General features: G+C 62.7%; 20 protein-coding genes and 1 riboswitch. Of the genes, 11 read left to right on the top strand and 9 right to left on the bottom strand.

The genetic code is table 11. The features are described 5' to 3' along the window. Window positions 1-113: 113 nt before the first annotated feature. Complete coding sequence (gene ppk2 / locus FJ978_RS02710) at window positions 114-1,022, bottom strand: polyphosphate kinase 2 (RefSeq protein WP_140569969.1); 909 nt, start codon at window positions 1,020-1,022, stop codon at window positions 114-116. 119 nt (window positions 1,023-1,141) lie between these two features. Between ppk2 and FJ978_RS02705 the strand changes: the two genes are divergently transcribed. The 3 genes from FJ978_RS02705 to FJ978_RS02695 all read left to right on the top strand — a co-directional run bounded on the left by FJ978_RS02705 (window position 1,142) and on the right by FJ978_RS02695 (window position 4,341). Beyond that, window positions 1,142-2,401: an ATP-binding protein gene (locus FJ978_RS02705; protein ID WP_041164440.1), complete on the top strand. Its 1,260-nt coding sequence runs from the start codon at window positions 1,142-1,144 to the stop codon at window positions 2,399-2,401. Window positions 2,402-2,509: 108 nt separating this feature from the next. After that, complete coding sequence (gene phoU, locus FJ978_RS02700) at window positions 2,510-3,235, top strand: phosphate signaling complex protein PhoU (RefSeq protein ID WP_140569966.1); 726 nt, start codon at window positions 2,510-2,512, stop codon at window positions 3,233-3,235. A gap of 98 nt (window positions 3,236-3,333) precedes the next feature. Next, window positions 3,334-4,341, top strand: a complete 1,008-nt coding sequence (locus FJ978_RS02695; protein ID WP_013897272.1) for a magnesium and cobalt transport protein CorA — start codon at window positions 3,334-3,336, stop codon at window positions 4,339-4,341. A 92-nt stretch (window positions 4,342-4,433) separates the two neighbouring features. Here FJ978_RS02695 and FJ978_RS02690 read toward each other — a convergent pair whose 3' ends face one another. Beyond that, complete coding sequence (locus FJ978_RS02690; protein WP_023777200.1) at window positions 4,434-4,952, bottom strand: GcrA family cell cycle regulator; 519 nt, start codon at window positions 4,950-4,952, stop codon at window positions 4,434-4,436. Window positions 4,953-5,308: 356 nt separating this feature from the next. Between FJ978_RS02690 and FJ978_RS02685 the strand changes: the two genes are divergently transcribed. The 3 genes from FJ978_RS02685 (at window position 5,309) to FJ978_RS02675 (ending at window position 8,582) form a co-directional block, all read left to right on the top strand. Continuing rightward, window positions 5,309-6,508: an aspartate aminotransferase family protein gene (locus FJ978_RS02685; RefSeq protein WP_140569963.1), complete on the top strand. Its 1,200-nt coding sequence runs from the start codon at window positions 5,309-5,311 to the stop codon at window positions 6,506-6,508. Between the two features lie 18 nt (window positions 6,509-6,526). Then, window positions 6,527-7,438, top strand: coding sequence for an ornithine carbamoyltransferase (gene argF / locus FJ978_RS02680; RefSeq protein ID WP_140569960.1), 912 nt, complete (start codon window positions 6,527-6,529; stop codon window positions 7,436-7,438). Between the two features lie 112 nt (window positions 7,439-7,550). Beyond that, window positions 7,551-8,582, top strand: coding sequence for an Hsp33 family molecular chaperone (locus FJ978_RS02675; RefSeq protein ID WP_140569957.1), 1,032 nt, complete (start codon window positions 7,551-7,553; stop codon window positions 8,580-8,582). A gap of 39 nt (window positions 8,583-8,621) precedes the next feature. Here FJ978_RS02675 and apaG read toward each other — a convergent pair whose 3' ends face one another. Continuing rightward, window positions 8,622-9,014: a Co2+/Mg2+ efflux protein ApaG gene (gene apaG / locus FJ978_RS02670; protein WP_140569954.1), complete on the bottom strand. Its 393-nt coding sequence runs from the start codon at window positions 9,012-9,014 to the stop codon at window positions 8,622-8,624. Between the two features lie 219 nt (window positions 9,015-9,233). Here apaG and FJ978_RS02665 point away from each other — a divergent pair, with 219 nt between their 5' ends. Beyond that, entirely contained in the window at window positions 9,234-10,385 is a 1,152-nt protein-coding gene (locus FJ978_RS02665) for a ceramide glucosyltransferase (protein ID WP_140569951.1), read from the top strand. 36 nt (window positions 10,386-10,421) lie between these two features. Here FJ978_RS02665 and FJ978_RS02660 read toward each other — a convergent pair whose 3' ends face one another. Next, a complete protein-coding gene (locus tag FJ978_RS02660) occupies window positions 10,422-11,612 on the bottom strand; it encodes an O-succinylhomoserine sulfhydrylase (RefSeq protein WP_140569948.1) in 1,191 nt (396 codons plus the stop codon). Between the two features lie 55 nt (window positions 11,613-11,667). Next, a riboswitch (SAM riboswitch) is annotated at window positions 11,668-11,745 on the bottom strand. Between the two features lie 88 nt (window positions 11,746-11,833). Between FJ978_RS02660 and FJ978_RS02655 the strand changes: the two genes are divergently transcribed. Continuing rightward, the gene (locus tag FJ978_RS02655; RefSeq protein ID WP_140569946.1) at window positions 11,834-12,928 is read left to right on the top strand and encodes a 2'-deoxycytidine 5'-triphosphate deaminase; all 1,095 of its coding nucleotides are present in this window, start codon (window positions 11,834-11,836) and stop codon (window positions 12,926-12,928) included. A gap of 97 nt (window positions 12,929-13,025) precedes the next feature. Continuing rightward, on the top strand, window positions 13,026-13,799 hold the full coding sequence (locus tag FJ978_RS02650) for an ABC transporter substrate-binding protein (protein ID WP_140569943.1): 774 nt from the start codon (window positions 13,026-13,028) through the stop codon (window positions 13,797-13,799). A gap of 194 nt (window positions 13,800-13,993) precedes the next feature. On the opposite strand, the gene araD1 is transcribed toward FJ978_RS02650, so the two are convergent. The 4 genes from araD1 to chvE form a co-directional block, all read right to left on the bottom strand. Next, the gene (araD1, locus tag FJ978_RS02645; protein ID WP_140569940.1) at window positions 13,994-14,986 is read right to left on the bottom strand and encodes an AraD1 family protein; all 993 of its coding nucleotides are present in this window, start codon (window positions 14,984-14,986) and stop codon (window positions 13,994-13,996) included. A gap of 292 nt (window positions 14,987-15,278) precedes the next feature. Continuing rightward, on the bottom strand, window positions 15,279-16,565 hold the full coding sequence (gene mmsB, locus FJ978_RS02640; protein ID WP_013897261.1) for a multiple monosaccharide ABC transporter permease: 1,287 nt from the start codon (window positions 16,563-16,565) through the stop codon (window positions 15,279-15,281). After that, window positions 16,562-18,094: a multiple monosaccharide ABC transporter ATP-binding protein gene (gene mmsA, locus FJ978_RS02635; protein ID WP_140569937.1), complete on the bottom strand. Its 1,533-nt coding sequence runs from the start codon at window positions 18,092-18,094 to the stop codon at window positions 16,562-16,564. The genes mmsB and mmsA overlap by 4 nt, the downstream gene beginning before the upstream one ends. A gap of 99 nt (window positions 18,095-18,193) precedes the next feature. Beyond that, complete coding sequence (gene chvE / locus FJ978_RS02630) at window positions 18,194-19,264, bottom strand: multiple monosaccharide ABC transporter substrate-binding protein (protein ID WP_023768349.1); 1,071 nt, start codon at window positions 19,262-19,264, stop codon at window positions 18,194-18,196. Window positions 19,265-19,552: 288 nt separating this feature from the next. On the opposite strand from chvE, the gene FJ978_RS02625 reads away from it, so the two are divergent. Beyond that, complete coding sequence (locus FJ978_RS02625; protein ID WP_013897258.1) at window positions 19,553-20,542, top strand: LysR family transcriptional regulator; 990 nt, start codon at window positions 19,553-19,555, stop codon at window positions 20,540-20,542. Window positions 20,543-20,666: 124 nt separating this feature from the next. Here the strand turns inward: FJ978_RS02625 and FJ978_RS32675 are convergent, their stop codons facing one another. Next, on the bottom strand, window positions 20,667-20,939 hold the full coding sequence (locus tag FJ978_RS32675; RefSeq protein ID WP_181176684.1) for a hypothetical protein: 273 nt from the start codon (window positions 20,937-20,939) through the stop codon (window positions 20,667-20,669). A 339-nt stretch (window positions 20,940-21,278) separates the two neighbouring features. Here FJ978_RS32675 and FJ978_RS02615 point away from each other — a divergent pair, with 339 nt between their 5' ends. Continuing rightward, window positions 21,279-22,040 carry a Stf0 family sulfotransferase gene (locus FJ978_RS02615; RefSeq protein ID WP_140569935.1) on the top strand — a complete coding sequence of 254 codons (762 nt, stop codon included), beginning with the start codon at window positions 21,279-21,281 and terminating at the stop codon, window positions 22,038-22,040. Window positions 22,041-22,178: the final 138 nt, after the last annotated feature.

Here is a 22,178-nt window from a genome sequence, read left to right as displayed (position 1 = left end):
CCCGTAGCGTGAAACGCTCGCCAAGAATGCCGTGCCGCGTGGACGCCACGCGGCACGGCCTGAGGATCGCCAACAATGCCGTGCCGCGTGGACGTCACGCGGCACGGCAGGCATCAGCCTTCCTTGCCGAGGAATGACGGCCCTTCGCCGATGATCTTCTTGTCTTCCTTGCCGACGACATCGAGATCGCGCCCCTCATAGGGCAGCGACAACAGGATGCGCCGCATCACCGCCAGCCGCGCACGGCGCTTGTCATTGGCCCGCACGATGATCCACGGTGCGAATTCCTTGTGGGTGCGCTCGAACATGGTGTCGCGCGCCTTGGTGTAATCGTCCCATTTGGTAATGCCGGCAATGTCGATCGGCGAGAACTTCCAGCTCTTCAGCGGGCTGTAGCGGCGATCGTGAAAGCGCTCGAGCTGCGTTTCCCGGCCGATATTCAGCCAGAATTTGAAGAAGTGGATGTCGTCATTGACGATCATCCGCTCGAAATGCGGCGTCTCGTCGAGAAACTTCTCGTGCTGTTGCGGCGTGCAGAACCCCATCACCGGCTCGACGCCGGCGCGATTGTACCAGGAACGGTCGAAGGTGACGAATTCGCCCGCCGTCGGGAAATGGTCGACATAACGCTGGTAGTACCATTGTCCGAGCTCGGTGGGCGTGGGCTTGGTCAACGCCACGTTGCGCGCCGTGCGTGGGTTGAGGTACTGGCGCACCACGAAGATCGTGCCGCCCTTGCCGGCGGCGTCGCGGCCCTCGAACAGCGCCATCACCCGCTTGCCCGTTGCCTGCAGCCACGCCTGCGCCTTGACCAGCTCGATCTGCAATTTCTCGAGCGTCTCGTCATACTCATCGCTTTTCATTTTCTTGTCGTAGGGATAGCCGCCCGCGGTCAGCTTGTTGTCCTCGACCCAATCTGGAAGCTCGGGATTTTCGATATCGAACTCCCGCTCCTTGCCGCCGATCCTGATTTTCAGCGGACCCGAAGTCGGCGCGGCGGAGTCTTCGTTGGCTTTTTTCATCGAGACGAACCCTTTTAAGCATCCGGACTCATGCTATTGGGAGCCTCCGGAGCGGTCCAGCGGAAGTTTCCGTCGCCGCACGACCGGTGGGGACGGCATAGGCGCGGGCACGCGGGCGGATGACAGACCTGGACGCAGAGCAGAAAGGCATGGCGCGGACCCTGGCCGTCAGGCTGTGGAACAGCCGCTGGCTGCTTGCGGCCGGTGTCGTGGCGGTTCTGATCGCCTTCGCGGGTATTTCCGCTTACGTGCTGGTGCCGGCGCTGCTCCTGCTGCTCGCGGCCGCGATGTTGCCGACGGCTGGTGTCCGCCAATCCTTTGAGGGTGCGGCGTCGATCGAAGCGATCGGCCTGCAGCGGCTCTCCGGCGAATATCTGGCGGCGGCCGTCGCCGACCCGCTCATCATCTTCGACCATGCCGCCATCATCGTCCACGCCAACGCCGCTGCCTTCGCCGCCTTTGGCGGGATTGCACCGGGCATATCGCTATCGCTGAAATTCCGGGCGCCGGAAATGCAGGCCCTGCTGGACGGCGTGCTGTCGGGCAATGTCGCCTCGGATGTCGTCGACTATACCGAGAAACTGCCGGTCGAGCGCGCCTACCGGGTCAGCGCGTCCTCGGTCGGACACGGCACCGATCTTTATGTGCTCGTGTTCAAGGACCAGAGCGAAACGCGTCGCATCGACCGCATGCGCGCCGACTTCATCGCCAATGCCAGCCACGAATTGCGCACTCCGCTGGCCTCGATCTCCGGCTTCATCGAAACGCTGCGCGGACCGGCCCGCAACGATCCGGCGGCGCGCGAGCAATTCCTGCAGATCATGCAAAACCAGACTGGCCGCATGGCGCGCCTGATCGATGATCTCCTGTCGCTGTCGCGACTGGAGATGAAGCCTTATCTGAAGCCGGGAACCGAGGTCGATCTGCGCCAGACCGTCGACAGCGTCATCGATTCCCTGGCCCCTCTGGCCCGCGAAAACAACGTCGTCATCGAGCGCGATTTCGCCGACGGGCCGCTCGATGTGCCGGGCGACCGCGACGAGCTGTTCCAGGTTTTCGAGAACCTTCTGGAGAACGCCTGCAAATACGGCCAGTCGGGCGGCCGCGTCGTGGTGTCGATCGCGCCCGGTGACGACGGTTCCGAACCCGGTATCGACGTGACGATCAGGGATTTCGGCCCCGGCATCCCCGAGGAGCACATTCCGCGCATCACCGAGCGCTTCTACCGTATCGATGTCGAGACCAGCCGGACTCAGAAAGGCACAGGCCTCGGCCTGTCGATCGTCAAGCATATCCTGACGCGTCACAACGCCAGGCTGACGATCAGGTCGGAGGTCGGCAAGGGCGCCGCCTTCTCTGTTCATTTGCCGGCGCACTGATGCTGCCCTAGTTTTCCCAGAGGCCGTTTCTTTTTTCTGTCATCCGGTTAGCGTATCAGCGGGGATTCGAGGAAACGACTCAAGACATCCGTGGGAAGGCATTCGTCCATGCAGTCCGTGCACATAGTGAGCGCCTACGACGAGGAACTGAAATATCTGTCGAAGCGCATCGCGGCGATGGGCGGCCATGCCGAACGCATGGTCGAGCAGGCGGTCGCCGCCCTGGTCAACGCCGATCCGGGACTGGCCCAGAAGGTCATCCGCGATGACGCGGTGCTGGATGAGGGCCAGCGCGAGATCGACGACAAGGCGATCATCATCATCGCCAGGCGCCAGCCGATGGCGACGGACCTGCGCGAGATTGTCGGCGCCATCCGCATTTCCGCCGACCTCGAACGGGTCGGCGACCTCGGCAAGAACGTCGCCAAGCGCGTGGTCGCCGTCACCGACGGGCGCCAGCCGACCAGCCTGTTCCGTGGTCTGGAGGCCCTGGCCAATTTGGCGCTGACCCAGCTCAAGGAAGTTCTCGACGTCTACGCGTCGCGCTCGGTCGAGAAGATCGGTTTCGTGCGCGACCGCGACGACCAGATCGATGCCATGTACACGTCGCTGTTTCGCGAATTGCTGACCTACATGATGGAAGATCCGCGCAACATAACGCCCTGCACGCATCTCCTGTTCTGCGCCAAGAACATCGAGCGCATCGGCGACCACGCCACCAACATCGCCGAGACCATCTACTACATCGTCACCGGCGACCAGATGCCCGCGGACCGGCCGAAGGGCGACAAGACGGACAAGATCGGCCTTTCACCGCCACTGTCGGCGACGTGAATGCACTTTTGCTCGAACGCTTGATCATATTGCGCTAAACTATCCCGATGCCAGACGGGTTGGTTCCCCAGTGAAGGCAATGCTTTCGGGAGGCAGCGATGGAATATGTCCGGGAGTTCAAGCCCGCGCCGCCGCAGTCAGGCATCATCGCCTCCGGCGTCTACACCGCCGGGCGTCGCATTGCCGACATCCCGATCGAGGAAGCCGGCGAGTGGGCCAAGAAGTCGGGACACGTCGTCTGGATCGGGCTGCTTGAACCCGACCGGGAGCTCCTGTCGCGTGTCCAGGCGCAATTTCATCTGCACGAACTGGCGATCGAGGATGCCGAACATCCGCATCAGCGGCCCAAGATCGAACAGTATGGCGATGCGCTGTTCATCGTCGCCCGCACCGCGCAGCTGATCGAAGGACGTGTCACCTTCGGCGAGACGCATCTGTTCGTCGGCTCGGGCTACATCGTCAGCGTCAGGCACGGGCCTTCGACGTCCTATGCCGCCGTGCGCCAGCACTGGGAAAGCTGCCCGCATTCGCTGGCCAAGGGCGAGGATTTCGTCCTCTATGCCATTCTCGATTTCATCGTCGACAACTACATGCCGGTGCTCGAGCAGATCGAGGACGAGGTCGAGGCGATCGAGGACAAGGTCCTTTTGAAGCCGATGACCGGCCCCGACATCGAGCGCCTCTATATGCTGCGCCGCGATCTCTTGCGCCTGCGCAATGCAGCGCTGCCGCTGGTGGAAGTCTGCCGCCGGCTGACCAGTGCCGACCTGCCGCAGATCCATTCCGCCATGCACCCGCTGTTCCGCGACGTGACCGACCACATCCGGACCGTCCAGGAAAAGATCGACAGTCTGCGCGAGGTGCTGGCTTTCGCCTTCGAGGCGAGCCTGCTGGTCGGTCAGAGCCAGGAAACGGCGATCTCGAAGAAACTCGCCTCATGGGCGGCCATCCTGGCCGTGCCGACCGCCTTCGCCGGCATCTACGGCATGAACTTCACCGACATGCCGGAACTGAGGATGGAATATGGCTATCCGATGGTACTGGCCACCATCGCGCTGATCTGCGCGGTCCTGTACTGGCGGTTTCGCAAGAACGGGTGGCTGTGAAGAGAGCGAATAGGGAATAGCGAGTAGCGAATAGGGACAACAGACTTGCCTCTTCGCTAAAGCCTAGTTCGCCGCTATTCGCTATTCGCTATTCAGCGATTGCGCCTCCGCTCCGCCGCCGGCTGGAACGCGACGCGGGCGTGGTATTTGCAGTAAGGGCCGGTTTCGGCGGCTTCGTTGCCGCAGAAATTGAAGTCTTCCGAAAGCGGATCGCCGTTCGGCCACTTGCAGGTGCGCTCGGTCAGCTCGACGAGCTGCAGATGCCGTGAGATCGGTACCACGACGTTCTCGACCGGCCGGATGTAGTGCCGCGCCACCGGTTCGGCGTCGAACTGGGTCTGCAAGGCCGTGGCGCCGATCGATGTCGTGACGTGACGTGATGCGCTTGCGGCCCGCGCCACCGATTTCTGAACGGTCGATCCCTGCGCCGTCTTCTTCTGGCGTGCCGGCGCCGCAGTTGCGCGCCCGCGGCCCGACAGTTTCAGCCGGTGCACCTTGCCGATGACCGCATTGCGGCTGACCCCTCCGAGCTGCGCAGCAATCTGGCTTGCGCTCAGACCCTCCGACCACAGTTTTCTGAGAAGTTCGACCCGCTCGTCAGTCCAGTTCATGAGACCGCGCTCCTGCTAACCGTGCGGCAATCAGAATCCACTCCCGACCCAGCACCACTGCTGGGGCAGACACCACATATATCTGGTGATTAGGTCCGCCGCACGAAATCTAGTTATTTCTCGACTACAACTACTCTATGCGCTGACTCGGTGACAAGAGTCCCAAGTGCAACACGAATCGGTTTTTTCGGTTTTCCCCAACTTGCCGCTCTCTTATGAGCCGGCGTCCTGTCAGGGGGCTTGCCGCGTGCCACTACGCGACGTTTTCGTTGACTTCATGGCCGAAAAACACGATAAGCCGCAAAGGCCGCCGCTTTGGCGGCTTTTTTGATTTTCCGGCACCGGAGAAGCATATAATGAGCGGTTCGGCGCTTTTCGAGACCTTTTCTCGCGCACCCCTGGCTTTCGACCATGGGGAAGGCTCCTGGCTGGTTACCGACAAGGGAGAGCGATATCTCGATTTCGCCGGCGGCATCGCAGTCAATTCGCTTGGCCACGGCCATCCGCACCTGGTCGCGGCCCTCACCGAGCAGGCAGCCAAGCTCTGGCACGTTTCCAATCTTTACGAGATTCCCGGGCAGAGCCGGCTTGGCGAGCGGCTGGCCGATGCCACCTTCGCCGACAAGGTGTTCTTCACCAACTCCGGCGCCGAGGCGCTGGAATGCGCGATCAAGACGGCGCGGCGCTACCACTTTGTCAAGGGCCATCCCGAGCGCTTCCGCACCATCACCTTCGAGGGTGCTTTCCACGGCCGCACGCTGGCGACCATCGCGGCCGGTGGCCAGTACAAATACCTCGAGGGGTTCGGACCCAAGGTCGAAGGCTTCGACCAGGTCGGCTTCGACGACATCGATGCCGCCGAAAAGGCGATCACCCCGGAGACCGCCGCGATCCTGATCGAGCCGGTGCAGGGCGAGGGCGGCATCCGCCCGGTGCCTGCGCAATCGCTGAAGCGGCTGCGCCAGCTTTGCGACCAGCACGACCTGCTGCTGATCTATGACGAGGTCCAGTGCGGCATCGGCCGCACCGGCAAGCTGTTCGCGCATGAATGGTCAGGCGTCACGCCCGACATCATGGCCATTGCCAAGGGCATTGGCGGCGGCTTCCCGATGGGCGCCTGCCTTGCCACCGACGAAGCGGCCGTCGGCATGACCGCCGGTGTGCACGGCACCACCTTCGGCGGCAACCCGCTGGCCATGGCGGTCGGCAACGCCGTACTCGATGTTGTGCTCGAAGAGGGCTTCCTCGAGGACGTCCAGCGCAAGGCGCTGCTGATAAAGCAGGGACTTGCCGCCGTTGCCGACGAATTTCCCGAGGTCATCGAGGACATCAGGGGCACCGGGCTGATGCTCGGCCTCAAATGCGCCATGCCCAATGCCAAGGTGAACATGGCCTTGCGCGACCAGCACCTGCTGGCGGTTCCGGCCGGCGACAACGTCATCCGCCTGCTGCCGCCGCTCACAGTCACCGATAGCGAGATCCACGATGCGCTCGATCGCATCCGCGCCGGCGCCAAGGGCCTGGTGGAGGCGATCGCCTCCGCCGCCGCGAAGTAAATCCCGGAACCGTTGCCGATGTCACTTCGCCACTTCACCGATCTTTCCGCCGTTTCCGAAGGCGATTTGCGCTTCATGCTGACCGATGCGGTGGCGCGCAAGGAGCGCCTCAAGGCCGGCGAGCGCTCGAAGCCGCTCGAAGGCAAGGTGCTGGCCATGATCTTTGACAAGCCGTCGACGCGCACGCGGGTGTCCTTCGACGTCGGCATGCGCCAGCTTGGCGGCGAGACCATCATGCTGACCGGCACCGAGATGCAGCTCGGCCGCTCCGAGACCATCGCCGACACCGCCAAGGTGCTGTCGCGTTATGTCGACGCCATCATGATCCGCACCACCTCGCACGAACGGCTGCTGGAGCTGACCGAGAACGCCACCATTCCGGTCATCAACGGGCTGACCGACGATACCCATCCCTGCCAGCTGATGGCCGACATCATGACCTTCGAGGAGCATCGCGGTCCGGTTGCCGGCAAGACCATTGCCTGGACCGGCGACGGCAACAATGTGCTGCATTCGCTGCTCGAGGCGTCGGCGCGGTTCCGCTTCAACCTTAACGTCGCCGTGCCCGAAGGCAGCGAGCCGGCGCAGAAGCATATCGACTGGTCGCAGGCGAATGGCGGCAAGCTGCACTTCACCCGCTCGCCCGAGGAGGCCGTCGACCAGGCCGACTGCATCGTCACCGATTGCTGGGTGTCGATGGGGCAGGAGCATCGCGCCCGTGGCCACAACGTGTTCTCGCCCTATCAGGTCAATGCCAAGCTGATGGCCAGGGCGAATCCCGACGCATTGTTCATGCACTGCCTGCCTGCTCATCGCGGCGAGGAAGTGACCGACGAAGTCATCGACGGCCCGCATTCGGTGGTCTTCGACGAGGCCGAGAACAGGCTCCACGCCCAGAAGGCCGTGCTTGCCTGGTGTCTTGGCGCTTGAAGTGTCTCGGTGCTTGAAGTGTCTGGGCGCTTGATCTGCGGGGGCGCGATGCCTATCTGCGCCGCATCACGCAAATCAAGCGCGTTTGGACGCATGCTCCCGAGAGGACGGCATGGCCTTGCCCCGGAGCTTTGTCATGTTGGAAACGTATCAAGTGACTGAACACCACCCCAAACTCGGCGAGTTCGGCTACGCCGGCGACGATCACGTCGTGCCCTTCGAGGTCGGCCCGCTCGACGTGCGTGGCCGCACGGTCCAGCTCGGGCCGATGCTCGACGCCATCCTGAGCCGCCACGATTATCCCGAGCCGGTCGCGCGCCTGCTGGCGGAAGCCTGTGTGCTGACGGTGCTGCTCGGCACTTCGCTCAAGTTCGAGGGCAAGTTCATCCTGCAGACCCGCACCGATGGGCCGGTCGACATGCTGGTGGCGGACTTCTCCACGCCCTCGGCGCTGCGTGCCTATGCGCGCTTCGACGCCGATCGGCTCGAGGCTTTGGTCGCGGCCGGCGAGACATCGCAGCAGACGCTGCTCGGCAGCGGCGTTCTGGCGCTGACCATCGACCAGGGCGCCCACACGCAGCGCTACCAGGGCATCGTTCAGCTCGACGGCGAAACGCTGGAAGACGCCGCGCGCACCTATTTCCGCCAGTCGGAACAGATCCCGACCGATATCAGGCTGTCGGTGGCCAAGCTGTTGACGCCCGGCCCTGGCGGCGCGCGCGAGCAGTGGCGTGCCGGCGGCATCCTGGCGCAATTCCTGCCGCAATCGCCCGAGCGCATGCGCGTTCCGGACCTGCCCGGCGGCGATGGCGATCCGCGCGAGGAGATCCATGATCCGGCCGACAATTCCTGGCAGGAATTGCTGGCGCTGCTCGGCACCATCGAGCCGACCGAACTCATCGATCCGACGATCGGCGCCGAACGGCTGCTCTATCGCCTGTTCCATGAGCATGGCGTGCGCGTCTTCGGCGGCGTTCCCGTCGCCGACCAGTGCTCATGCTCGCGCGACAAGATCCGCGGCATCCTCGAGGGTTTTTCCGCGCAGGAGATCAAGGACAGCACCGAGGATGGCGGCATCCACGTCGCCTGCGAGTTCTGCTCGAAGCAATATGACTTCGACCCGGCGGAATTCGCGGCGCAATGAAGGAAGCGTCTTTCTCCCCGCAGGACGGGGAGAAAGACGCTAATTCACCGTCCGCCTGGTCCCCGGCAGGTCGAGCGAAAATGCCGGGATGGCGATGTCGAAGGTCTCGCCGCGCTTGTTGCGCATCGTGTAGCGGCCGACCATGATCCCTGATGGCGTCGAGAGCGGGCAGCCGGACGTATACTGATAGCTGTCGCCGGGATTGAGTTCGGGCTGGTCGCCGACGACGCCCGGCCCACTCACTTCCTCGACCCGGCCGGTGCCGTCGGTGATGTGCCAATAACGCGACACAAGCTGCACGAACTCGTCCGACTGGTTGTCGATCGTTATCTGATAGCCCCAGACATAGCGGTTCTCCGAAGGATCCGAGCGGTCCTCGAGATAGAACGGCCTGACCTGCACTTCGATGTTGCGCGTGACGGCGCTATACATGAGCGGCTCCAAAAGATCCGGTAATTTCGGCGCTCCCGGCGAGCAGGTCAACATGCGCGTCTTGTCGCGCCTGGTCTTGAAACGCAGGTGCCGGCAAAGAATGTCATTTAAGTGACACAGGACAATGGTGGTGTGCGCCAAGCGGGCGACTCGACGCTCTGTCGAACTGTTGAAAACGGCCATAAAGCCGGCCGTCTTTTCTGGAGTGACCAGATCTCGATGGAACTCGCTCTCATAGCCGCCTCGCTTTCGACTGCTCTCATCCTCTCAAACGCCGCCAGCATTTCGCTTGCCGCATCGCAGCTGAAGCGGCGAACCATGATCGCCCCGCCGGGCGGCAAATCGCAGCCGGTGTCGATTGTCGTGCCATCGCGTGGTGTCGAGCCGTTCACGCACGAGACACTGGAACGCGCCTTCTCGCTCGACTGGCCGCGCTACGAGCTGATCTTCTGCGTCGCCCATGCCGACGATCCGGTCGTCAAACTGATAAACAGGGCGATTGCCCGGTTTCCCAAAGTGCCGGCCCGGCTTTTGATCGGCGACGACCGCGTCAGCGCCAATCCCAAACTCAACAACTGCGTCAAAGGCTGGGAAGCGGCGCGCCACAACTGGGTCGTTCTTGCAGACTCCAACGTGCTGATGCCCAGGGACTACATCCAGCATTTGATGGCGGCGTGGCGGGCGGATACCGGTCTTGTCTGCTCGACGCCGATCGGCTCGCGTCCCGACGGTTTTTGGGCCGATGTCGAATGCGCCTTCCTCAACACGCTGCAGGCCCGCTGGCAATATGCCGGCGAGGCGCTCGGCCTCGGCTTCGCCCAGGGCAAGAGCATGCTGTGGAATAAGCCGATGCTGGACGCCAATGGCGGCATTCGCGCGCTGGCGGCCGAGATCGCCGAGGACGCCGCCGCGACCAAGCTGGTGAACGGCCTTGGCCTGCGCGTCAATCTCGTCGCTTCGCCCTTCGAGCAGCCGCTTGGCCGGCGCACGCTTGGCGAGATCTGGTCGCGCCAGGCCCGCTGGGCGCGCCTGCGCCGTGTCACCTTCCCGCTGTTCTTCGCGCCCGAAGTCCTGACTGGCGCTGTGGTGCCGCTGGCGCTTGCGCTGGTCGCGGCGGCGAGCGCCGGCTTCAGCCTCTGGGCGACCGCGCTTGCCGTGTTGGCGGCCTTCTATCTTCCGGAGTGCGCCCTGGCCTGGTCCAAGGGCTGGTACCTGTCGCCGCGCATGGTCGCGGCGATCATGGTGCGCGACCTGCTCCTGCCGGCGATGTGGACGCGTGGCTGGCTCGGCGGCGCCGTCGACTGGCGCGGCAATGCGATGACCATCCGCACCAAGGCGGCCGAACTGGAAGAGACGCCGTCGAGCGCCTGATCGCGCCTGCTCGACGGACCTACCGGACTGTCTTCCCTATTTGGCTGCCCTCAACGCCTGCGCGATGTCTTTCAGAAGGTCGTCGGTATCCTCCAGGCCGACCGACAGCCTGAGCGTACCTGGCCCGATGCCGAGTTCGGCGCGGGCCTCGTCGCTCAAATTCTTATGCGTCGTCGTCGCCGGATGGGTGATCAGGCTCTTGGCATCGCCGAGATTGTTCGAGATCAGCACGATGTCGAGCGCGTTCTGCAAGGCGAAGGCCGCCTGCTTGCCACCCTTGACGTCGAGGCAGATCAGCGTCGAGCCGCCCGACATCTGCTTCTTGACGATATCAGCCTGCGGGTGGTCGGCACGGCCGGGATAGATGACGCGGGCGATCTGCGGCTGCTCGGCGAGGAAATCGGCGATCCTGCCGGCACTTTCCGTCTGCTGGCGCACGCGCACCGGCAGCGTCTCCAGTCCCTTCAGCAGCGTCCAGGCATTGAACGGCGACAGGCTGGGGCCGGTGTGGCGGAAATAGTCATGCAGGTTCTCGTCGATCCACTTCTTGTCCGACAGGATCACGCCGCCCAGGCAGCGCCCCTGGCCGTCGATGTGCTTGGTGGCCGAATAGACGACGATGTGGGCGCCGAGCTGCAGCGGCTTCTGCTGCAGCGGCGTGGCGAAGACATTGTCGACGACAAGCCGCGCACCGATCGAATTGGCAAGCGCCGCGACGGCTGATATGTCGACCACTTCCAGCGTCGGGTTGGTCGGGCTTTCCAGGAAGAACAGCTTGGTGTTGGGCCTCACCGCCTTTTCCCAGTCGGCGATATCGGTGCCGTCGACCAGCGTCGCTTCGATGCCGTATCGCGGCGCCAGCGTCTCGACCACCCAGCGGCAGGAGCCGAACAGCGCGCGCGCCGCCACGATATGGTCGCCGGCCTTGACGCTGCACAAGAGCGCCGCCGTCACCGCCGCCATGCCCGACGCCGTGGCGCGCGCATCCTCGGCGCCTTCCAGCGCGCACATGCGCTTTTCGAACATGTCGACGGTCGGATTGGCGTAGCGCGAATAGATGAAGCCTGGTTCCTCGCCCTTGAAACGGGCCTCCGCCGCCTGCGCCGTCTCGTAGACATAGCCTTGGGTGAGGTACATTGCTTCCGACGTCTCGCCGAATTGGGAACGCAGGGTTCCGCCATGAACGAGGGCTGTCTGTGGCTTCCAGTCGCGCTTCTTGTTGCTCATTGCTTTGTTCCAGACACAAAAAAACCGGCCGCGAAAGTCGCAACCGGTCCATACGGCCTTGCGGCCAACGGTCCTTTAGCGACTTGTTTAACGTGGCTGCAAGCCGACCGGCCAAATCACCACGGGATAACGACCCTTTAGACCCGTCCCACGCTTGCGTCAATTGCCGGCTTCATTAAGAGGTTTGTGCGACAAGAAAATCGTCGGCCAGGAGCGCAGCCTTGCGGCAGACAGGCATTCTTCCCGATCAGGACATTGCGGCGCTGTTCCAGTCCGGCGCGCTGAAGTCGCCGCGCTCGCTCGATGCCGACCAAATCCAGCCGGCGAGCCTCGATCTCAGGCTCGGCGACAAGGCCTGGCGGGTGCGGGCTTCCTTCCTGCCCGGCCCCAACCACACGGTTTCGGAAAAGCTCGATCGCCTGAAGCTGCACGAGATCAATCTTGCCGAAGGCGCTGTGCTGGAAACCGGCTGCGTCTATATCGTGCCGCTGCTCGAAAGCCTGGCGCTGCCGGCGGACATTTCGGCCTCGGCCAACCCGAAGAGCTCGACCGGCCGGCTCGATATCTTTACACGTGTGATGACCGACCGTGGCCACGAGTTCGACAAAATCGCCGCCGGCTACAACGGTCCGCTCTATCTGGAAGTCAGCCCGCGCACCTTCCCGATCGTCGCGCGCACCGGCTCGCGCCTGTCGCAGATCCGCTTCCGCACCGGCAATGCGCTGCTCTCGGAAGCCGAATTGCATGAGCTGCACCGTGCCGAGATGCTGGTCGCCACCGAACCACCGAACATTTCCGGCGGCGGCATCGCACTGTCGATCGACCTCAACGGCGACAAGGATGGCCTGGTCGGCTATCGCGGCAAGCATCACACCGGTCTGGTCGACGTCGACAAGCGCGCCGCGCAGGATGTCGTCGACTTCTGGGAGCCGATCCACAAGAGCGGCGCCGGCGAACTGGTGCTCGATCCCGACGAATTCTACATCCTCGTCAGCCAGGAAGCGGTGCATGTGCCGCCCCTCTATGCAGCCGAGATGACGCCCTTCGATCCGCTCGTCGGTGAATTCCGTGTTCACTATGCTGGCTTCTTCGATCCGGGCTTCGGCCATTCGGCGTCCGGCGGCACCGGCAGCCGGGCGGTGCTCGAAGTGCGCAGCCACGAAGTGCCGTTCATCCTCGACCATGGCCAGATCGTCGGCCGGCTGGTCTACGAGCACATGCTGAAGCGGCCGCAGGCGCTCTACGGCATCGATCTCGGCTCCAACTACCAGGCGCAGGGCCTGAAGCTGTCCAAGCATTTCCGCCCTGCGGGCTGAGCTCTGACTACCGCCAGGCAAAATACTTGCCTGCGCTGGCACATCATGCTTGGCTGGCTTGTCGGTTGCCGGGATGCGGCGCTCAAGGGGAACAAAAATGCAGATTTCAAAATGGATCCTATCGGCGGCAGGCGCTGTCATGTTGGCGATGGCGGCGGGCTCTCTGTCGGCGCAGGCTGCCGAGAAATTGAAAATCGGCACCGAGGGCGCCTATCCGCCGTTCAACACCATCACCTCTGACGGCAAGGTTGTCGGCTTCGACATCGACATCGCCAATGCGCTGTGCGCGCAGATGAAGGTCGAGTGCGAAATCGTCACCCAGGACTGGGATGGCATCATCCCCGCCCTGCAGGCCAAGAAGTTCGACGCCATCATCGCCTCGATGAGCATCACCGAAGAGCGCAAGAAGCAGGTCGCCTTCACCAACAAATATTATACGACGCCGCTCGCCCTGGTCGCCTTGAAGGACAGCGACATCGCCTCCACCGAACCGGCGGCACTTGCCGGCAAGACGGTCGGCGCCCAGGCTGCGACCACGCAGGCCACCTATGACCAGGACGTCTATGGCAAGGCAGGCGCGGAGGCAAAACTCTACCCGACCCAGGAGGAAGCGATCACCGACCTGCAGAACGGCCGGCTTGACGCTGTGATCTCGGACAAGTTTGTGCTGATGGACTGGATGAAGAAGGCGAGCGACGGCTGCTGCAAGATGATTGGAGACGTCACGGGTACGGAGACGCAAGCCGGCATCGCCGTGCGCCTCGACGACACCGCACTGCGCGACAAGCTCAACGCGGCCATCGACGCCATCGTCGCCGACGGCACCTACAAGAAGATCCAGGCCAAATATTTCGACTTTGATATCTATTGAGGGATTGAGGCTGCCAATCTCCCCCCTCGTGGGGGAGATGCCCGGCAGGGCAGAGGGGGGCGCGAAGGATCGCGGCCTTTCTTCAAAATGCCGGGAATAGCCTGAAGGCAGAATTGTTTCGATTGAGACGCTGGCGGGACAGCGCCCCCTCTGGCCTGCCGGCCATCTCCCCCACAAGGGGGAAGATCACTCCATCACAAAGCCTTGACCGCCACCTTCACCGGCTGCTCAATCTCGAGCGGGTTGCGCAGCGGCAGGCCGAAATCCCCGGCCTCGATCTCGAACACGTCGCCGGCCTCGGTCTTGATGCCGTCGGCGAAGGACAGCGTCGCCGTGCCGAACATGTGCACATGCACGTCGCCCGGCTGACGGAAGGCCGAGTATTTGAAGTGGTGATGTTCGAGATTGCCGATGGTATGCGACATGTTCGCTTCGCCCGACAGGAACGGCTTTTCCCACAGCGTCTTGCCGTCGCGTACGATACGTGACGTGCCGCGGATGTCCGATGGCAGGTCTCCGATCAGGATCTCGGGTCCGAAGGAGGCGTTGCGCAGCTTGGAATGGGCGAGGAAGAGATAGTTGACGCGCTCGGTCACGTGGTCGGAAAACTCGTTCGACAGCGTGAAGCCGACGCGGAACGGGGCACCATCGTCGCCGATGACATAGATGCCTGCCACCTCGGGTTCCTCGCCGGCGTCCTTGGCGAAGGCCGGTGACAGCAGCGCGGCACCCGGCGCCACGGCCATCGTGCCGTTGCCCTTGTAGAACCATTCCGGCTGCACGCCGGTCTGGCCTTTCGCGGGCTTGCCGCCTTCCAGGCCCATGCGGAACATCTTCATGGAATCGGTGAGCTGCTCCTCACCGTCGGTGCTGAGCTTCTTGTGCATGGAATCGCGCGTCGCGGCCGAACCGAGATGGGTCAGCCCGGTGCCGGTCAGATGCAGGTGCGCCGGATCGGGGTGATTGATCGGCGACAGGAGCCGCCCCTTCTTGTAGGCGGCGTCGATATCGACCGTCTCGCCAAGTCCCTTGCGCTCGATCAGCGCGACGAGGCCGACGCCGGTGCGGGCAGCCTCCATCGCCAGCGAATAGACGCTGCGCGCCCCGTTGATGATCCGGGTCTTGCCGCCGCTGCGGGCAACGACACGAATGGTCTCGGCGTCGTCGAGAATCTGCGAGATCAGCATGATCAATCCTCTCTCATGTGTCTTGGCATGGCTGCCGGTGCGGCAAACCTTCCCAAGCGCGGCCGGAACGTCGTCCGTGCCACGGGTGAAATTCTCCGTTCGGATTGCGCTCGCGGGGCCTGGTTCCTGGAGGGAACTTCTTCATGCCGGCGGGTTGCCGGCAGCGCCGCGATGTGACCCGTATGCCTTCCTCGTTGCCCTTGCTGGAGCGGTTCGACCCGCTCCCAGTATTTTTGTTCCTACGCAATTCCTGTGGGAAAACCGCGACGCGCCTTTCCTGGAATTGCTCGTGTCAGGCCTTGTTCTTGTTGTAGACGTCGAAGATCACGGCGCCGAGCAGCACCAGGCCTTTGACCACCTGCTGCCAGTCAACATTGACGCCCATGATCGACATGCCGTTGTTCATCACGCCCATGATGAAGCCGCCGACCACGGCGCCGATGACCTGGCCGACGCCGCCCATCGCCGAGGCGCCGCCGATGAAGACGGCGGCGATGACGTCGAGCTCGCTGCCCAGGCCTGCCGCCGGCACGGCCTGGCCGAGGCGTGCCGCGATGATCAGGCCGCCGAGCGCCGACAGCACGCCCATATTGATGAACACCAGCAAAGTCAGCCGCTCGGTGTTGATGCCCGACAGCTGCGCCGCCTTGGGATTGCCGCCCATCGCGTAGATGCGGCGGCCGATGGTCATGCGCTTGGTGACGAAGACGAACAGCGTGATCAGCACGCCCATGACGAGCAGCACCACCGGCAGGCCCCGGTAGCTGGCGAACTCATAGACCAGGAACAGCGCCAGCGCGCTGGCGACCAGCGTCTTGATGACGAACAGCGGGAAGGGCTCGGCCTCGTAGCCGTGGCGTTCGCGCTTGCGCCGCGTCCTCACCCCGAAATAGGCATAGGCCAGCACGGCGATCAGGCCGAGCACGACCGTCGTCATGTGCAGGGTCACGCCGCTGCCCAGGATGGTCTTGCCGGCCGCGTTCACTACCGGCGGGACAAGCGTCAGCGGACCGATCACGTCCGGGATGAAGCCGGAGCTGAGCATTTTGAAGTCGCCCGGCAGTGGTCCCACCGAGGAGCCGCCACCCAGCAGCGCCTGGCAGATGCCGCGGAAGATCAGCATGCCGGCCAGCGTGACGATGAAGCTCGGTATCCGGTGATAGGCGATCCAATAGCCTTGCGCCGCGCCGATCAGGCCGCCCACGATCAGGCAGATGATCGAAACCACCAGCGGATTGCTGAGCGGTCCGAGCTGCCAGATAACCATCATGTTTGCCGCCAGCGCGCCGATGAAACCGGCGACCGACCCGACGCTGAGGTCGATATAGCCCGATACGATGACCAGCAGCATGCCAAGCGCCATCACGATGATGAACGAGTTCTGCTGCACCAGGTTGCTGAGGTTGACCGGCTTGAACAGCGTTCCCGAGGTGGTGAACTGGAAGAACAGCATGATGACGATCAGCGCGATAATCAGGCCGTATTCGCGTAAGTTCGTCGCCAGCGCCGACACGGCGATGCGTGGACGCTGTTCTTCGGCGATGTTGCCCTGTGGGGCGGGGGCGCTATCGGTGCTCATGCTGCTTTTCCTTCTCCCCGGACGATGGCGCGCATTATTTTTTCCTGGCTCGCGTCCGCCGCGGGCATTTCGCCCACGATGCGTCCTTCGTTCATGACGTAGATGCGGTCGGTAATCCCGAGCAATTCCGGCATTTCCGACGAGATGACCACGATCGCCTTACCTTCCGAGGCAAGCCGCGCGATGATCGTGTAGATTTCGTATTTGGCACCGACGTCGATGCCGCGCGTCGGTTCGTCGAGGATCAGCACGTCAGGGTCGGCGAACAGCCATTTCGACAGCACCACCTTCTGCTGGTTGCCACCGGAAAGGTTGCCGGTCAACTGATAGACACTGGACGCACGGATATTGGTCTTCTTGCGATAGTCGTTGGCAACGGCGAGCTCGCGCATGTCGTCAATGACGCTGTGGCGCGACACGCCGCCGAGATTGGCAAGCGTTATGTTGTGCTTGATATGGTCGATGAGGTTGAGACCGTATGTCTTGCGGTCCTCGGTGACGTAGGCAATGCCGTGTTGGACCGCCTTGCTTACCGAGGAGACATCGACCGGCTTGCCCTTGAGCAGCACCTCGCCGGTGATGCGGCGGCCATAGGAGCGGCCGAAAAGGCTCATGGCGAATTCGGTGCGCCCGGCGCCCATCAGCCCGGCAATGCCGACCACCTCGCCCTTGCGCACATTGATGTCGATGCCCTTGATCACCTGCCGTTCGGCATGGAGCGGGTGATAGACCGACCAGTTCTTCACCTCGAACACGACTTCGCCGATCTTGGGCTCGCGCGGCGGATAGCGGTCATCGAGCGAACGGCCGACCATCGAGGTGATGATACGATCTTCGCTGATATCTTTCTTGGCCAGCGTCTCGATGGTGCGTCCGTCACGGATGACCGTCACCTTGTCGGCGACCCGGTTGATCTCGTTGAGCTTGTGCGAGATCAGGATCGAGGTCATGCCTTGCCGCTTGAATTCGAGCAGAAGGTCGAGCAGCGCCTGGCTGTCTTTTTCGCTGAGCGACGCGGTCGGCTCGTCGAGGATCAAAAGCTTGACGTCCTTGCTCAGCGCCTTGGCAATTTCGACCAACTGCTGCTTGCCGACGCCGATATTGGTGATCAGTGTCTTGGGATCCTCCTTGAGGCCCACCTTCTTCAACAGGGCGGCGGTGCGCGCCTCGTTGGCATCCCAGTCGATGACGCCGTGGCGGGCGTGTTCGTTGCCGAGGAAGATATTTTCGGTGATCGACAGCATCGGTACCAGCGCAAGCTCCTGGTGGATGATGACGATGCCCTTGTGTTCGCTGTCATGGATGCCTTTGAACTGGCATTCCTGGCCCTGAAAGATGATCTGGCCGTCATAGGTGCCTGCCGGATAGACGCCCGACAGGACTTTCATCAGCGTCGACTTGCCGGCGCCGTTCTCTCCGACCACGGCGTGGATCTCGCCTTCCTCGACGCTGAGGTTGACGTTCGACAGCGCCTTCACGCCGGGGAACGTCTTGGTGATGTCGCGCATCTCCAAAATCGTCGAGGTCATGGGCAATAATTCTCCTGCGAGGTCCGCAACAATACCGGGGTCGCTGGTGAACGAAAAGGGGCCCTGCGTTGCGCAGGACCCCTGGCTTTGCAACCGAAATTACTTCAGGTCTTCGGCCTTGATGTAGCCGGAGTCGACGACCAGCTTCTGGTAGTTCGACTTGTCGACTTCGTGCGGCGTCAACAGGATCGAGGGAACGACCTTGACGTCGTTGTTGTAGGTCTTGGTGTCGAGGCCGTCAGGCTTGCCGCCCGAGAGCACCTTGTCGACCAGACCGACAGTGGCCTTGGCCAGATCGCGGGTGTCCTTGAACACGGTCGAGTACTGCTCGCCCGTGATGATCAGCTTGACCGAAGCGGTCTCGGCGTCCTGACCGGTCACGATCGGCCAAGGCTGTGCGTCCGTGCCGTAACCAACGGCGCGCAGCGAGGCGGTGATGCCGCGCGACAGGCCGTCATAGGGCGACAGAACGCCATCGACGCGGCTGCCGTCCGAATAGTTGGCCGACAGCAGGTTGTCCATGCGCGCCTGGGCGGTGGCGGCGAGCCAACGCAGCGTGCCGACCTTGTCCATGCCCATCTGGCCGGACTTGATCTTGATCGAGCCGTCGTCGATCAGCGGCTGCAGGACGGAGATCGCGCCATTGTAGAAGAAGAAGGCGTTGTTGTCGTCGGGCGAGCCGCCGAACAGTTCGACGTTCCACGGCTTGGTGTTCGGGAAGCGCTCCTTGAGGCCCTTGACCAGCGAATTCGCCTGGATCACGCCGACGCCGAAATTGTCGAAGGTGGTGTAGTAGTCGACATTGGCGGTCTTCTTGATCAGGCGGTCATAGGCGACGACGACGACGCCCGCGTCAGCGGCCTTCTGCAAGGCATCCGAGAGCGTGGTGCCGTCGATCGAGGCGATGATCAGCGCCTTCGGACCCTTGGTGATTTCGTTTTCCAGCTGGCTGAGCTGGTTGGGGATGTCGTCCTGCGCGTACTGCAGGTCAACGGTGTAGCCAAGAGCCTCGAGCTGGGACTTGACGGCGTCGCCGTCATTGATCCAGCGCTGCGAAGTCTTGGTCGGCATCAGCACGCCGACAAGACCCTTGTCGGCTGCGTGTGCCGAGTAGGTCATGGCAGCGATGCCAAGCGCCGCGACTGCGGCCAGTGTCTTGATGATTTTCACATAACTCTCCCTGTTTGATGGACGCGGCACCCCGGGGGTCGCGGGCCGCGCAATCGTGCAGAAGCGCCAAGGCACTGCTGCCGTCATATCGATCTCCGGTATCCTCCCATGGTCCCGAACCGCTGATTTCAATCGATACGATTTCATCGTCGGCGACTGTCACGTCTCGGAACGCGCGAAGGGTGTGGCTCTTTGCCATAACTGTCAAATGCGATCTTTGATGGTTGCTATACCGGGACTGATATATGTTGGATCCAGGAACACGATATTGGCGAGTTAGGGACATTCATGGCGACATTGCGCAATCCCGGTGGAATTTCAGAGGGTTACAACGAGCTGCCCGGTGACGGCGAGACCCTGCTGCGCAGCGGTCTCAGCCTGCGTCACATGCGCATGATCGTGGCCCTGGATGATCACGGTCGGGTGAGCGCGGCTGCCCAGGTCATGAACATCTCGCAACCGGCGGCTTCGCGCATGATCGCCGAGATGGAGGCGGTGCTGGAGGTCAAGCTGTGCGAAAGGCTGCCGCGCGGCGTCACGCTGACGCCTTACGGCAAGGCGCTGGCGAGGCGTGCGCGCTCGATCCTGCTGGAGATGCGCGAGGTCGATCGCGAGATCTCCGAGCTCAAGGCGGGCAAGGGCGGCTCGGTGTTCCTGGGTGCCGTGACGGCGCCGGCGATCGAATTGGCGGTGCCGGCGATTCGCGAAATTCGCCGCATCTATCCGCGCATCGAGATCACCATGCAGGTCGAGACCTCGAATGTACTGGCGCGCGAACTTATTGCCACGCGCCATGATTTCATCATTGCGCGCATTCCTGACGACCTGAACCCACGGCTGTTCGAATCCCGTGTCATCGGCGTCGAGAAAGCCTGCCTGATCGTGCGCCGCGGCCACCCGCTCACCAGGGCCAGCGTGGTGCGGCTGGAAGATACCGCCGCCTATGACTGGGTCTTCCAATCGGGCGGTTCGCCCTTGCGCCAGGCGATGGAGAGCAATTTCCTCAACCGCAACATCGCGCTTCCGGACCGCATCCTCAACACCAGCTCGCTGCTCTTGACGCTGGTCATGGTCGCGCAGTCCGACGCCATCGCCCCGGTCTCGATACAGGTCGCGAAATTCATCCAGAATCCCGACGGACTCGCCGGCGCCATCGACGTCGTCCAGACCGAGTTCGACATCGAGGTCAGGCCCTACAGCCTGATCACGGTCAAGAACCGCGTGCTGTCGCCGGCCGCCAAGATGCTGCACGATTTTATCCTGCGCGAAGTGGGATGATGGAACGCGAATCGAGCTCGCGCGTTCAATCCAGTCGGCATGCTTGCTGAAGCCCGTTTTGGGCGAGGGAACGAAGCAGAAGCACCGGCGGTCAACAATTCTGGAGGCTTTGATGGAACGTCGGTTATTTCTCACTGGAATGCTTGGCGTTGCGGGGGCAGTTGCGTTTGCGAGCGTAGCCGGACCCGGCCGCGCGGTTGCCGGTATTCCCCAAGGCAACGGTAACGGAATTCTCGATGAATTGGACAAGCCGGATCCGGCTGTCTTCGAAGGCGACGACCAGGTCGAAGTGGAGCAGGTCTCCCATCGTCGTTGGCATCGTCGCTACTATCGCCACCACCGCCGTGGTGGACGGCGTCGCGTCTGGAGAAGGGTGTGCCGTCGTTATTGGCGCCATGGCCGTCGCCGTGTCCGCTGCTGGCGTGAGCGCGTCTGGGTCGGCATCTGGCTGTAATGGACCGCGAGTTGAAGGCCGGCCACCGCTGCGGTGGCCGGGTGCCTTGTTGATTGGGGACGTATGCAGGGGCCAGACCTGTGTGTCGCACGCAGCGACGGAATTGGCCGGCCTGTTTAGCCTAAGACTGCTTAGCCTAAGATCGAATTGACGGAATCATATTAGAGATTACTAATTGACCTGTTGTTAGACGGAGGTGACCATGCCGAGGAGCCATCGAGGCGCAGAACCGTATCCCGCAATGCCGGCCATACGCTTACAGGCAGGGGGCAACCGGCACGCATGAAAGGTGTGGCGATACTGACCGAGGCCCGTAGCGGCTCCGAATGGCTTGGCAGCCTCGCAAACAGCACCGGATTGTTAGGCAACTCGGCCGAATGGCTCGACACGGCCAATCTGGGTTTCAAACCGAAATCCTTCGATGAACTCCTGTCTGCCGTCATTGATCGCGGGGGGACAGCGAATGGCAGGTTCGCCGTAAAACTGTTTCCACGCCACCTTCACTGGTCGCAGGCGAAACATGGAGCCGACTTCCTTGCCGAATGTATCCGGCGCCATACCATGGGTTTGATCCTGCTGGAGCGGCGGGACCGCCTTCGTCAGGCGATTTCCTACTGCCGGGCAAAGGCGTCTGGCGGTTGGAGAAGCACGATGGACCGCGCGGATCTGGTTCCGCAATACGACTTCGCCGGTATCTGCCGGGCCTATTTCCTGATCGAGCAGAGCTATGCCTTCTGGGAGGCCTACTTGCGCCTCGCCGATTTGCCACACGACCATTTCTTCTACGAAGATCTGCTGGATGATCCCCGTCCCTACGTCGCATCGGTTGCCCGGCAATTATCGGTTGAGATGCCCGACTGCGAGTTCAAGACGAATTTGCGGTTGCAGCGGGACACGCATACCGAAGAGTGGGTGGAGCGTTTCCAGGACGACGCCCGATCCGGAGACGTGCTGGCCCACCTCCCCGAACAGGTGGCGCCGCGCAACTTCGAGAACTTCACCCGGTTCCTTCTCAAGAAGCAGATGCGAATAGGCCAGGCTTAGACTTGCCGCGCACCCACTGGTTTTCGGATCCAAATCAGGCGCAAACCCTTGGGACATATGCTGGAGCGGGTAGCGGGAATCGAACCCGCGCGTTCAGCTTGGGAAGCTAGTGCTTTTCGTTGGCTTTCAATGCGTTGC

It is taken from the genome of Mesorhizobium sp. B1-1-7, from assembly GCF_006442705.1.
In the GTDB taxonomy this organism is placed as follows: Bacteria; Pseudomonadota; Alphaproteobacteria; order Rhizobiales; family Rhizobiaceae; genus Mesorhizobium; species Mesorhizobium opportunistum.
The sequence above is the reverse complement of the archived record's forward strand: the minus strand, read 5'-3'. Positions and strand labels throughout refer to the sequence as shown.